Here is a 14,831-nt window from a genome sequence, read left to right as displayed (position 1 = left end):
TGCCATGGCCCGTAGGCGAGCGCCCGGGGCGGGTGCTCGGAGGGACAGAGGGTGAGTGGCATGGACGGACTCGACCAGGTTCACACCAGCGGCACGACGGGGACGGGCGCGTCGACCACGCCGTCTCGGCGTACGTCGGCCCGGGCGACAGCAGGCCGCTCGGGACCGGGGCGGCGCAGGCGATCGCGAGGCGCGCACGGCACCGCCCGACGGTTCGTGTCCGCCCTGGGAGCCCTGGCGCTGCTGGCCGGCACGCTCGTGTCGGTCCCCGTGCTCACCGCTGCGCCCGCCCAGGCGGCCGAGACGAACGCCGTCACGGTGACCCTCCACGCCGCACGCTCGGAATCCCACGCGACACCGGCCGTGACCAAGGGTGACGACGTGACGAGCGGATTCCGCTACATGATCAACGTCGACAACAGCGGCAAGAGCGCCCCGGCCGGCGGACCGCAGGCGGGATCCGGCTGCTCCCCGCAGGATCCCGGCTACCCGAACGACTGCAGCTGGCCCTCCATCCTCGAGGACCCGGGCGCCGCGCCGATCTACCGGCAGGGCACCGATGCCGACTTCGGCAGCGCCGGACTGACGCTTCCCGACGGGGACTACCTCGTCACCGTGCTCGCCGACGGCTACAAGATCGACGGCGCCCACTTCACCGTCCCGATGACCGAGCCCACCGGCGGCGGCCCGGCCGTCGTCGACATCGGCGTGCAGCCGGACCCCCTGCCCGACTCGACGCTGCGCGCGCAGGTGTTCATCGACGACGCGTCGACGAACGGCGCCATTGACAACGGCGAGACGGACCGGGCCGAGCTCGTCAACACCCGCTTCCAGGGCCACATCAACGACACCCTCGGCGAGGTCACGACCGACGTCTACGGCAACCCGCTCTGCACGACGTACGTCGGCGAGGACCCGGACACGCACATGATCCCGTGGACACCTGCGTCGCGCGACGCCGACGGCCTCCCGATCGTCGACACCATCGGCGGCAAGTGCTTCAGCGACGGCACCGGCATGATCGCCATCCCGCACCTCGGGACCAACAGGTACACGACAACCGTCACGCCGCCCGACGGCAGCGGCTACCTGCAGACGACGACCCTCGAGGGCAACCACGACTTCGACACGTGGCTCATGGAGGGCGCGACCGGCTACGACACCGAGTTCGCCGTGGCGGGCGAGCCCGTGCCCACGCCGCAGTTCGGCTTCATCAGGCCGAAGAACTCGATGGCGGCCGGCACCGGCTCCATCAAGGGCGTCGTCGTCGCGGCCAAGCAGTACTACCCGCCGACCGGAGGCAGCTTCAACCTCTACAACGGCATGACGGGAAGCAAGCTCGACAAGCCGATCGAGAACCCGATCCTGTCGCTCAACGACCTCGACAACGGCGACCAGGCCGTGTGGGTCGGTCGCGGCGGCACCGACGGCTCCTTCACGATCCCGAACGTCCCCGACGGCACGTACCAGCTGACGTGGTGGGACGAGCCGCAGAACTACATCCTCCAGCTCATCAACGTCACCGTGGCCGGCGGCGAAACCGTCGACATGAAGCAGCTGCCGATGAACGGCTGGTGGACCGAGATCAGCGGGCACGTCTTCCTCGACGACAACAAGAACGGCAAGCGTGACCCCGGCGAGCAGGGCGTCGCCCAGTTCCCGCTGACCCTGCGCAAGAAGGACAACTCGCTCATGGACCGCGGCTCCAACGCCGTGGGCACCGACAGCACCGGCTTCTACGACTTCGAGGCCGGCTACCCGCTCGCCGAGTGGCTCATCCTCGAGGCCTACTCCGACAGCTTCTACACGACCGGCGTCACCTACCAGGCCGACAACCAGCCCACACCGACGACGATCAAGGGAGCGGGCGTCGACGTCAGCATCCTGCCGATCATCGGACTCTCGGGCACCGTCGACTGGGGCGTGCAGAAGTATGACGCGGCCGGCACCAAGGGCGGCCCGCGCAACGGCGGCATCGTCGGCTCCGTCTCCTACGACACGACCCGCAACGAGCTCGACCCGCAGTACGCGGCGTCCGAGGACTGGCAGCCGGGCGTCCCCAACATCCCGGTGACGCTCTACGACACCGTGGACTGCCCGCTCGACGGCGTCACGCCCTGCGACGCCTCGGAGACGTACGCGCTTGCCTCGGACGGGTCCTACAAGAAGGGCAAGCCGCTCAACACGTACGTCTCGGAGACGTGGGGCCGGCCGACCGGCTGCACTGCCCGTGACGTCGACGGCAACCCGATCCCGCACCCAGCTGGCGAGGACGTCCTCGTGCCCAACCAGGGGACCGACGGCGAGTGCCTGTCCGCGCTCGTGAACGGCGTCCAGATCGGCTCGTACGCCACCGACCAGGGCAAGCCGGAGGCCAACTTCGGCGCCGCGGTCGACGGCAACTACGGCTTCGGCGACGGCTGCTTCACCGGCACGCTCGACGCGACCGACCCGGCCAACCCGACGTGCACGGCTCCTGACGGCAGCGACGGCTTCGAGCCGCTGCCCGGCGCGCACGCCTACCTCGTCCAGGTCGACATCCCGAACGACCAGAGCGGCAACCCGATGTACACGGTGACCTCCGAGGAGGACATCAACATCGCCCGCGGTGACACCGTCGTGCCGCAGGTCCCGCCGCCCGCGTGCGCCGGCTCACTGCACCAGGTCGACGTCGCCGGCATCGACGCCGCCGGCCGCAAGCCCGGCGAGCCCGGATACGCCGGCGACGGCTACCCGGTCAAGACCGGCACCGGCAGCAACGGCGTGCCCGCCGGCGTCACGGTCGCGGCGTCCTCGCCCGTGGACAACGCACCCTTCACCGACATGGGCGGCTCGCCCTACGAGGGCATGGCCAAGGCGCGCTGTGACACCAAGCTCGTCGAGCTCAACAACGGCAAGTCGATCGTCCCGATGTTCAACGTCTTCACGGACGTGCCGATCCCGTCGCGCCTGCGCGGCCTCATCGTCGACGACCTGAACTTCTCCGTCGACAAGCGCACGACGCTCTACGGCGACAAGGCCGGGGTCCCCTACGCGCCGGTTGGCATCTACGACTTCACCAACCGGCTCGTCTACACGGCCCAGTCCGACTTCAACGGGTTCTACGACGTGCTGATGCCCTCGACCGACCACATCTCGTGCCCGACACCGTCCGGTGTCTGCACGAACCTGTACCGGTTCGTCGGCAACGACCCCGGAGTTCCGGGCGCGCTCAACGCCGACTACAACCCGCGGTTCCGCACCATCGCGACCGAGTTCGAGGCGATGCCGGGCGTCACGATCCCGACCGACCTCGCGCCGACCCAGGTGGGCGTCAGCGTCGGCACGCCGGGCACGAGCCCGTCGACGGTGTCCTGCCCGATCAACCCGGTGCAGCCACAGCTGTTCTCGGTGTCCAAGCCATTCGTCCGGAGCAACGACACCGGACCTGGGCGCACCATCACCCTCAACGGCCTCGGCTTCGGCGCCACCCGCGGCACCGGCACCGTGACCCTCGACGGCGTCGCCCTGCCCGAAACCGCCTACGGGCCCTGGAACGACACGACGATCCAGCTCGCCGTCCCGGCCGTCGGGTCGGGCGTCACTGCCGGGGCCCACAACCTCGTCATCACCGGCAGCAACGGCAAGAAGACCGTCAACGGCCTCACCTTCCACGTGCTCGGCACGGGCTACTCCCCGACGGTGTACGAGGTCGGTCCCGGTGTGGCAACGGCCAAGTACGACCCGACGAAGTCGGCGAGCAACACCGGCACCGCGGGCGTCAGCCACGCGATCCAGAACGCCATCGACGACGCGAACGCCGGCAACGCGCTCATCGTCGTCTACCCGAACACCGCTGTCGCGGTGACGAACCCGCGCGGGGCCTACTACGAGAACCTCGTCGTGACCAAGCGCGTCAAGCTCCAGGGCGTCGGCGGCGGCGGGTTCCAGGGCCCGAACGCCAACAGCCCGTACGTCCGCGGCACGATCCTCGACGGCGGCGCCTTCGGCGGTGACACCGACCTCGCGACCGACTGGTTCACCAAGGTGGACGGCCTGACGTGGGACGGCAACCAGACCGTCAGCGACGGCGCGGTCATCTACCTGCTCGCGCAGCAGAACGCCTTCCCGAGCAACGCGACGTTCAAGCCGAGCATCGACGGCTTCGACATCCGCGGCGGCGACCAGCAGGGCTTCCCGGGCAACATCAACGACCTGACCGGGCAGCTGACCAACCTGCCGCCGAACATCATCACCCAGGGTGGCGCGGTCTTCGCCAACGCCTACATCCGCCAGCTCCAGGTCACGAACAACGTGGTCGAGAACAACGGCGGCGGCTACGGCACGATCCGCATCGGCACCCCGGACCTCGCGGCGCCGGACACCAACCAGCACAACGAGGGCGTGCGTATCGCCAACAACCGCATCGTGCAGAACGCCGGCACGAACCTCTCCGGGGCGATCGGCCTCTTCGCCGGCTCGGACAACTACGCGGTGTCGGGCAACGACATCTGCGGCAACTTCTCGCTCGAGTACGGCGCAGGCGTCAGCGTCTACGGCCTGAGCCCGAACGGCTCGATCGACCACAACCGAATCACGCTCAACAACTCCAACGACGAGGGCGCGGGCATCATGATCGCCGGGCAGCTGCCGGCCAACCCGAACACGCTCTCGCCGGGTTCCGGACCGGTCAACATCGTCGCCAACGAGATCAAGGGCAACCTGGCCAACGACGACGGTGGCGGCATCCGGTTCCTCATGTCGGGCAACTTCCCGATGAACGTGCACGACAACGTCATCGCGAACAACGTCTCGACCCACGAGGGCGGCGGGATCGCCATCAACGACGCGCCGAACGTCCGGATCTACGGCAACACGATCATGGGCAACATCACGACGGCCACCGCCGTGACGTCCAACGGACTGCCCGCACCGGCCGGCGTCTCGACGTCGACGAACAGCGACCAGCTCCGGGCTGCGGGAGCCTCGTTGTACAGCAACCCGCTGATGTTCGACAACATCCTGTGGGACAACCGGGCCGGCACCCGCGCCGGCACCACGGTGACCGGCATCGGCCTCGCCGGTGACGCCTCGCCGGTGGACGAGTGGGCCGTCGGCAACGCCGACAACACCGGGCTGCTCTCACCCACGAACTCGGTCATCCAGCAGAACGTCGCGCACCAGTACGTGACGAACACCAACAACCGCCCGACCGACCCGCAGGTCGTCGAGCAGTACAACGTGTCCGTGTCGTTCGCGACCTGGCGGCAGAACCCGGCCTTCGTCGACGCCAACGTCGTCACGGTCGAGCAGCCGCCGGACCTCATGGGCGACTACCACCTGAAGTCGTGCACCACCGGCTCGGCGTCGCCCGCCTGCAACCTCGGTGCGGCTTCGGTGGGCGGGGTCAGCATGGCGACGACCGACATCGACGGCGACACCCGTCCGTCGAGCGGTGGCCACGAGGCCGGCGCCGACGAGGTGCCCGGCACCGCGACCCCACCGCCCGCGGACCCGATGTTCTGGTTCTCGACGGCCGGCGCCAGCAACCCGCCGGGAGTCGGCGGCACGGCGGACGCGTCCGACATCTACAGCTGGACCGGCACGGGCTACGCCCGCACGCTGGACCTGTCGGCGGCGCCGTATCGAGTGCCGGCCAGCGCCGGACTCGACGGGTACGCCCGGGTGGACGGGAACCGCTTCTACGCGACGTTCAGCAACGACACCACACTGCCCGGCATCGGCGCGGTGCAGGACGAGGACGTCGTCTACTGGAACGGGAGCGCCTGGTCGGTCTGGTTCAACGGCACGGCGCACGGCCTGACGAGCAGCTCGCTCGATGTCGACGCCATCACGGTCAGGTCCGGGATCCTCTACTTCTCGACCTTCGGCGACCGCAACCCGCCCGGCGTCTCCGGCACCGCCGACGACTCGGACGTGTACAGCTGGAACGGCACGACCTACGCGCGGGTCTGGGACGCCTCGGCCCACGGCGTGCCGACGACGGCACGCATCGACGGATTCGCGGTCGACACCGCAGGACACGGGTGGGCGTCGTTCAGCGCCGACACCACCCTGCCCGGCGTGGGCGCGGTCCAGGACGAGGACGTCGTGGAGTGGACCGGGACGGCGACGACGACCGGCACGTGGAAGGTCTGGTTCAACGGCACGGCCCACGGCTTGACGTCGAACAACCTCGACATCGACGCCTTCTCGATCCCGGGCAACGCGGCATCGCCGGCCACCGCGTCGGCGGCGACCGTCACCGGGACCGGAGTCTCGATCCCGCGACCGGGACGGCCGGTCCGATGACCAGGCCCACGGGCCCCGAGCCCACCCACACCTCGCTCACGACCACTCGACAAGGGGACGTCATGGACACGTACGACCCGCACACGGAGGACGCTCCGGCGCCCGGAGGGAGCCGCAGCGGCGTCAGCCGTCGCAGGTTCCTCGGCCTCGCCGGCGGCGCCGCCCTCGTCGCCGGGGTCGGCACCTGGACCGGACGCGTCCTCGCGCCCGAGCAGGTCGCCGCCGCCGCCGATGCTCCACCGAACCTGTACCTCGCCGGCACCGACGGCTGGATCCACCTGCCGGCGACGCCCTCGATCCCGCCGTACCACCCGGACAACCTCGCTCCACCGGGACTGACGACGTACATCTTCGGCTTCCGCAACGTCACCGGCATGACGACGACGCAGCGGCTCAACCAGAAGAACAAGGCACAGCACTCGGCGCCGATGTTCTGGGTCGACCAGTACGACCCGGCCGAGCACAACGAGTTCCGCGTCCAGCTGACGAACCTCGGCCTGGCCCTGCGGCCCGATCTCTTCGACGCGCACACGTTGCACTGGCACGGCTTCCGCAACGTCATCCCCTTCTTCGACGGGGAGCCGACCGGCTCGGTCTCGGTCCCGGCGGGACGTGAGTTCACGTACGTCTACCGGCCGCGGGAGGCGGGGACGTACATGTTCCACTGCCACGTCGAGGACGTCGAGCACGTGCACATGGGCATGACCGGACTCGTCTTCGTCCGGCCGTTGCAGAACCGCACCGGCAACGCTGCGGGCGCACCGGTGGCCAGGGTGAACGGAGGCGCCGCCGGCGCTCCCATGGGCTACCTCTACAACGACGGCGTGGCGACCTCGAGCCCGGCGTCGACCGCCTACGACCGCGAGTTCGCGATGTTCCTGTCGGAGGTGTGGGCCGAGGCCCACTGGGCCGACGCGCACATCCAGCTGCCGGAGTGGAGCGACTACCGCGCCGACTTCGCCCTGCTCAACGGTCGCGTCTACCCCGACACGGTTGAGGCCAATGGCCCGTCGGTCGATGCCTTCCACACCGTGTCGGGTGAGACCTTCACGGCCGACGGCGACCTCATCCCGCCCGCGGGTAGGTCGGACCTCCAGTACCAGCCGATCTCGTCGCTCGTCCGCTGCAACCAGGGGGAGCGCGTGGCGCTCCGGTTCTCCAACCTCGGCTTCCGTGAGTCGGCCATGACCATGACCGGTATCCGGATGCGGGTCGTCGGCCGTGACGCCACCCCGATGAAGGGCCGTGACGGCACCGACGCGTCGTATGAGACCGACACCCTCAACATCGGTCCGGGCGAGAGCTACGACGTGCTCTTCACCGCGCCGACGAAGACCGGGCCGGGAGCCTACGACACCTACTACCTCTACAACCGCTCGTTCGCGCGGTCGAACAACCTCGCACCCGGCGGGTTCGGTGGGCAGACCACCGAGATCCGCGTCTACGCGAGCGGCGTCGGCAGCCAGAGCTACCCGAACGACTGGGGGAACTGAGCCATGAACGCCACATCACTCCGACGTCGCGGGCAGGCCTTGCGTCGCGTCCTCTCGGTGGCCACGGTCGCCGTCCTCGGCGCGGCCGGCGCGGCGGTCGTCCAGAGCGCACCCGCGACCGCTGACCCGCCGCCGCGCAACGGCATCGTCTGCACCCCCGGGACGACGCTGACGACGACGAGCGGCACGTCCACCGTGACCCAGCGCGTCTTCGACCTGACGACGCGCACCGGCTACATCGACCTGCCGGACGGCAACACCGCCTACATGTGGGGCTACTCGAGCGGCTTCGACCCGTTCCAGCACCCGGGACCGGTGCTGTGCGCCCACGAGGGCGAGGTCGTCACCGTCGTCCTGCACAACACGTTCGCCGAGGAGACGTCGATCGTCTTCCCCGGCATGGACGACGTCCTCGCGAACGGCGTCCCGTCGCAGCCGCCCACGAGCGGTGGCTTCATGACGAGCCTCGCGCCCGGCGCGGTCGGGGTGTCCCCCGGCAACGCCCCGAGCACGATCAGCTACACCTTCACCGCGAACCGGGCCGGCACCTACCTCTACGAGTCCGGCACGAACCCGGAGAAGCAGGTGCGGATGGGACTGTTCGGCGCGCTCATCGTGCGGCCCTCCATGGGCGACGACTACGCATACGACAACGCGAACGACCGGTTCACCTCGACCGAGGAGTTCATGGTGCTCCTGTCGGAGATCGACCCCTACCAGCACCAGGCGGCCGAGGCGGGCAAGAACTTCAACCTCAACAACTACAAGCCGCGCTACTGGCTCATCAACGGGCGCGGGTACCCGGACAGCATCGCCGACAACGGTGCGTCCTGGCTGCCCAACCAGCCGTACGGATCGCTCGCGACGGTCAAGCCGTACAACGCGACGACGCACCCTCTCCCCGGGATGGCGCGGTACCTCAGCGTCGGCAGCGAGGACTACCCCTTCCACCCGCACGGGAACAACGGCCTCGTCGTCGGCCGCGACGGACACGAGCTCGCCAACGCCGGCCACGACATGTCGATGGAGAAGTTCGCCATCAACATCGGCCCGGGGCAGACGTGGGACGTGCTCTTCAAGTGGTACGACGCCGAGGGCTACAGCTCGAGCAACCCGGTGGACGTCACCGTCCCCGACCTCGTGAACCAGGTCGTCGGCACGTTCTACTCCGGTACGCCGTACCTCGGTGACACCCAGCAGCTCCCGCCCGGCGTCCAGACGCTCAACCAGTGCGGCGAGTACTACATCATCAGCCACAACCACGCGCTGTACCAGATCACCTCGTGGGGCGTGACGATGACCGGTCCCATCACGTACATGCGGATCGAACCGCCCAACGCCACGAACTGCGGCTGAGAAGAGGTGACTGAGATGACTACACGAAACCGGGGCAGCCGAGTCGCTGTCCGGTCCCTGCTGGCCGGAGGCGCCCTCACCGCAGCGTGGCTCCTCCTGGGCCCGACGTCCGCGGCGCACGCCGCGAGCCAGTCGTTCGACCTGTACGCCACGACCGGGACGACGTCGTTCAACGGCGCCTCGGTGGGCGTCTGGGGTTACTCCCCCAACGGCGCCGCCGTCACCGCCCCCGGAGGGCCGGTCCTGACGGTGGACGCCGGCGACGTCGTGACGATCCACCTGCACAACCAGCTCGCCGAGAGAACGTCGCTCTACGTCGGAGGCCAGCCGATGGTGCCCGACACCACCGGCGCCGCCGGCGGCGCGACGAAGGACTACGTCTTCACCGCGGGCCGACCGGGGACCTACCTCTACGAGGCCGGCCTCACCGCGAACAACGAGCACCAGGTGGCCATGGGCCTCTACGGCGCGCTCGTCGTCCGTGGCGCACCGGACGCGACCACGTCGCAGCCGCAGGCGTACGGCGACGCCGCCTCGGCGTACGACACGGACGCGGTCCTCGTGCTCAGTCAGTTCGACCCGGCCATGAGTGCGAGCCCGGCCACGTTCGACATGCGCAACTTCAAGCCGAGGTACTCCCTCGTCAACGGCAAGGTGCACCCGCAGACGGCCTCGATCCCGGCGACCGTCGGCCAGAAGGTGCTGCTGCGCTACGTCAACGCCGGTGTCGACTACCGTTCCATGGGCGTGCTCGGCGCCTCCCAGCACCTCGTCGGTGTCGACGGCAGCCGCCTGAAGAACGGCACCACCGACATCTCGCGCAGCTACGTGGCGGAGACCTTCGGGCCCGGCCAGACGGCTGACGCCGTCGTCACGGCACCGTCCACGAACGGGCGGCTCCCCGTCTACGACGCGAGTCTCGCACTGCACAACTCGAGCGCGGCGGGCCTGGGCGGGATGCTCACCTCCGTCGTCGTGACGGGCGCTGCGAGCGGTCCGGACACCGCCGGCCCCGTCACCTCCGCGGTGGCATGGGCCGGTGGCACCGTCACCGCGACGGTGAGCGACGCGACGACGGGCGGTGGCAACGTCATCGCCGCCGAGGCGCGGCTCGACTTCGTCGGCGCTGCGCCCGTGACGCTCACCGGTGCTTTCGGTTCCCCGACCGCAACGGTCACCGGACCGGTCGGTATCGCGTCCGGGGAGCACGTCATCTACGTGCGCGGCCGGGACGCGGCCGGCAACTGGGGTCCGTGGAGCTCGGTGCTCGTCAGCGCCGGCGACGCGACCGGCCCGACGACGAGCGGCGTCAGCATGGCGCCCGCCACGACGAACGGCGCGGTCGACGTCAGCGTCACCGCGACGGCCAACGACACAGCCTCGGGCGGGACGCCCATCGGTGGAGCCGAGTTCACCTTGGACGGTGGCAGCGCGACGACGATGTCGCTCACGACCCAGGGCACGGTAGCCAGCCTCCAGGGCACCATCACGGCCGCGAGGGTCGTGGCGCTGTCCGAGGGCACGCACACGGTCTCGGTCCGCTCGCGCGATGCGTCGAACAACTGGGGTGACCCGGCCACGGCGACGTTCGTCGTCGACAAGACAGGTCCCACCGCGTCCGACCTCTCGGTGACCCCTGACCCGAACAACGGACTCGTCCCGCTCAACCAGTCGAGCCCCTCGGTTCGCCTCTCGGCGACCCTGAAGGACACGACCGGTGTCGCACAGAGCACCGTCGTCAAGGCCGAGGCCTTCGTCGACACGCTCGGCTCGCTCGGAGCGGGCATCCCGATGGAGGCGTCGGACGGCGCCTGGACATCGACGACCGAGAACGTCTACCTCGACATCCCGCTCGCCACCGTGCGGCAGATGACGGACGGCGCGCACCACCTGTACGTCCGCGGCAAGGACGCCGCCGGCAACTGGGGTGCGGCGACGTTCGTGGACCTGCACGTCGACAAGACGGGGCCGGCGGTGGCATCGCTGACGCTCTCTCCCAACCCGACCGGCGGCGCGGCCATCGTGACCGTGACCGGCACGGCGACGGATGCCTTGTCGGCTCTCGCGAGGGTCGAGTGGTTCCGTGGCACCGACCCGGGTGTCGGTAACGGGACGGCGCTCACCGTGTCCACAGCGGGCGCGATCAGCGGGTCGATCGACGCGAGCGCCTTCAACGAGGGCGACACGACGCTGTCGTTCCGTGCCAAGGACGCAGCGGGCAACTGGGGCGCCGTCGTCACCAAGATCCTCACGGTGTCGGGCCGGCAGCTGTACTACTCCACGGCGGGCAACACCAACCCGCCCGGCGTGGGCGGCACGTCCGACGACTCGGACATCTACCTGTTCAACGGCTCGACGCATGCCAGGGTCACCGACCTCAGCACGTTGGGTGTGCCGGCGAGCGCCAACGTCGACGGCTACAGCCGTGTGGACGACACGCACTTCTACGTCTCGTTCAGCGGGACCACGAACGTGGGTGGGTTGACGGTCCAGGACGAGGACGTCATCTACCGCAACGGCAGCACGTGGCAGATGTACTTCGACGGCTCGACGCACAACCTCACGACCAACGTCGACGGCATCAGCGTCGTCGGATTGGGCGCCTCTCGGGTCCTCTACTTCTCCCTCGCGACGAACGCCACGCCGCCGGGAGCAGGTGGAGCCGGTGACGACGCCGACATCTACCGCTGGTCCGCCGGGAACACCTACACCCGGGTCGTCGACGCCTCGACCGTCGGCATCTCGGCCGTGGCCAACGTCGACGGCGTCAAGTTCGTCAGCTCGGGCGACTACTACCTGTCGTTCAGCTCGGACGCGTCCGTCACCGGCCTCGGCACCGCCGCCGACGAGGACGTCATCCATCGCACCGGCACGGCCTGGTCGACGTACTTCGACGGCTCGATGCACGGGCTCCACACGTCCAACAACCTGGATGTCGACGCGTTCGACATCCCCTGACCCGAGGCGGACGCCGGCCCTCGTGGCCGGCGTCCCCTCGAAAGGAGCGAGGCGATGACCGCCCAGCCCATCACCGCAGCGGCCCCCCGTGACGACGAGAGTCGTTCCCGCCCCCGGCGGTGGCGTGCCTGGGCGGTCATCGCCCTCGTGCTCGCCCTCGCGGTGGGGCTGGCCGTCCGCGCCGCCGTGAACTCGGCCGCCGACGTCCGCTCGGGCACCGAGCTCGTCGACACCCAGCAGTTCGCGGCCTACACCGGCGTCAACCTGACGCTCCTCGGCGTCACGGCCCAGGGCGGGATGATCGAGTTCCGCTACCAGGTCGTCGACCCCGACAAGGCGAGCCTGCTGCTGCACCAGGACGACCGTCGTCCGATCCTCGTCGCCGAGGACTCCGGCGTCACGCTGGCGATGCTCTCCCGTCCGCACAACCACAAGGCTGACCTCAAGGCCGGCGGGACCTACTTCTTCATGATGGCGAACACCCGGAACGCGATCCACGACGGCACAAAGGTCACGGTCATCGTCGGCGGCATCCGACTCGAGCACGTGGTGGCCCGCGCATGACCACCCCGGCCCGCCGTGCAACCACCCCCGCTCGCCGGCGGGCCGGGGTTTCTGCCCCCCGTGTCCCCCTCCACCGTCCAGCGCTGGCCCGAACCCTGGGTCTGCTCCTCCTCGTCCTTCTCGGACTCGTCGGTGCGGCGGGGGCCGCATCGGCGCACAGCACCCTCGAACGCTCCGACCCGCCCAACGGCGGCATGGTCGCCAGCGGCCGCACGACGCTGACGCTGTGGTTCGGCGAGCCGATCACCATGGCCAGCAGCTCGTTCTCGGTGCGGGGCGCCGACCTGTCGGCGCCACCCGTCGCGACGACCTCGACCATCGACACCGACCACACGGTCGTGCACCTCAAGACCCCGACGCTCGCGAACGGGACCTACACCATCACCTGGGCAGTCGTCGCCGAGGACGGCCACCCCACCCGAGGCACCGTCGTCTTCGGCGTGGGGTTCAGGCCTGACGGAGTCCCGTCCGCCGACGCCGGCGCACCGGACGCTGGCCAGGTGGCCCTGCGGCTCGCGGACCTTGCCGGGACGCTCGTCGCGATCGGGGCTCTGGCCGTCATCGGACAGGTGGTCGGCGCGCTCGGCCCGATCGCCGCGGGGCTGCGGCGCCGGGTCCTCACCGTCGGGGCCGTGGGGGCAGCGGTCGCCCTCGCTGCCGCCCTCGGTACACCGGTACTGACGGCCCGGACGCAGGCCGGAGGAGCCGAGGCGTCGGTGTCGCAATGGCTGGCAGCCGTACGCGACGCCCTCCTCGGCAGCACGTGGGGCCTCCTGTGGCTCGGGCGACTCGTCATGCTCGCCGTGGCCCTCGCCGGCTTCCTGCTGGCGCTCCGGTCGGTGCGGTCGATGGCGTCGGTGGCGGTAACGCGCGAGGCTCCCGGCCCGAGCCGCGCACCCCGCATCTCGTCACTGACGCAGCTGCGCCCGGCCCTCGTGGCTGCCGGAGCACTCGTCGTCGCGGCCGGACTGGACGGGTGGGCCGGGCACGCGTCGACCTTGCAGAACCGTTCGGCGGTCACGGCCCTCGCGGCGACGCTGCACGTGCTCGCGGCGGGCATCTGGGCCGGCGCCCTGCTCGTGCTGGTCCTCACCGTGGTGCCGCTCATGCGGATGGACCGCGCCACCCGACGGTCGGTGTCACCCGCCGCGTGGCGCGCGTTCAGCCCGATGGCCGCGATCTCCACCGTCGTGCTCGTCGCGACCGGCCTCTACGAGACCGGTCGACACGTCGAGGCCGTCGGTGACGTCACCCGCACCGTCTACGGCACGGCGGTCGTCGCCAAGCTGCTCCTCGTCGCGCTCGCCCTGGCACTCGCCGGCTACAACACGGTGCTCGTCAACCCGGGAATCGCCTCGCGCGTGGGCCGCGCCCTGCGCCTCGGGCCGCACTGGAGGCCACGCCGGCGTCGGCTGGCGACCACGGTGGCCGTCGAGTCGCTCGTGCTCGCCGTCGCTGTGGCCGTCGCCGCGCTCATGACCTCGGTGCCGACCGCACGCGAGGTGCGCGCCGCCCAGGCCGTCACGGCTCCGCACAGCGCCACCATCGACGGGCTCTTCGTGACCTTCGAGGCGGTGCCCCTCGGCAGCACCGTGCGACTGACCGTGCGGGCCGAGTCCGTCGTGCGCCCACAGCCAGCGCCCCCCACGGGTGTCGAGGTCGGCATCGCCGAGGGCACCTCGTCGACGCTGACGACCAGCGACGGTCAGCGCGTCGTGCTCACGCCGGTCGAGGCGGGCCGGTGGGAGGCGAGCACGGCTGAACCGGCCGCGTCCGAGTGGACCGCCGAGGTCGTCGTGCACCGCGCCGGCCGACCCGACTCGGCGGTCCTCGTGCCGTGGTCCTCGGGATCGCCCGACAGTGCCACCCCGCTCGAGCTCGCCGCGAGCGGGCTCGCCGTCGCGATGGGCTTGGGCCTCGCGACCGTCGTCGCCCTCGTGCGACGACGCCGCACCACCGGCTCCCCCACCTCCCCCTACAGAGCCGGTGGTGCGGATGGCGGCGAAGCCTCCGCCGAGGACCACGAACACCCCCGACCGACGCTTCAGGAAGTGAGCCACCGATGACGACCCGCACGCGCACCACCTCGCCACGCCGCGGCCCGGCTCTCGCCCTGCGGGCCGCCGGGACCGCCGCGCTCCTGGCCGGGCTCGCCGGCGGCGCGCTCGT

Annotated in this window: 6 protein-coding genes; all 6 read left to right on the top strand. The window is 70.3% G+C overall.

Annotated elements, in window-relative coordinates:
* The first annotated feature begins 216 nt into the window (after positions 1 to 216).
* On the top strand, positions 217 to 6,291 hold the full coding sequence (locus AC1DW8_RS07795; RefSeq protein ID WP_478093067.1) for a hypothetical protein: 6,075 nt from the start codon (positions 217 to 219) through the stop codon (positions 6,289 to 6,291).
* Positions 6,292 to 6,353: 62 nt separating this feature from the next.
* Positions 6,354 to 7,784: a multicopper oxidase domain-containing protein gene (locus AC1DW8_RS07790; protein WP_478093065.1), complete on the top strand. Its 1,431-nt coding sequence runs from the start codon at positions 6,354 to 6,356 to the stop codon at positions 7,782 to 7,784.
* Between the two features lie 3 nt (positions 7,785 to 7,787).
* Positions 7,788 to 9,140, top strand: coding sequence for a multicopper oxidase domain-containing protein (locus tag AC1DW8_RS07785; RefSeq protein ID WP_478093063.1), 1,353 nt, complete (start codon positions 7,788 to 7,790; stop codon positions 9,138 to 9,140).
* Between the two features lie 15 nt (positions 9,141 to 9,155).
* Positions 9,156 to 12,098: a multicopper oxidase domain-containing protein gene (locus AC1DW8_RS07780; RefSeq protein ID WP_478093061.1), complete on the top strand. Its 2,943-nt coding sequence runs from the start codon at positions 9,156 to 9,158 to the stop codon at positions 12,096 to 12,098.
* Positions 12,099 to 12,152: 54 nt separating this feature from the next.
* Positions 12,153 to 12,662 (top strand): hypothetical protein, encoded by a 510-nt coding sequence (locus AC1DW8_RS07775; protein WP_478093059.1) that lies wholly within the window; start codon positions 12,153 to 12,155, stop codon positions 12,660 to 12,662.
* The gene (locus AC1DW8_RS07770) at positions 12,659 to 14,728 is read left to right on the top strand and encodes a copper resistance CopC/CopD family protein (RefSeq protein WP_478093057.1); all 2,070 of its coding nucleotides are present in this window, start codon (positions 12,659 to 12,661) and stop codon (positions 14,726 to 14,728) included. The genes AC1DW8_RS07775 and AC1DW8_RS07770 overlap by 4 nt, the downstream gene beginning before the upstream one ends.
* Positions 14,729 to 14,831: the final 103 nt, after the last annotated feature.

It is taken from the genome of Terrabacter sp. P2_E3 (assembly GCF_056403915.1).
The sequence above is the reverse complement of the archived record's forward strand: the minus strand, read 5'-3'. Positions and strand labels throughout refer to the sequence as shown.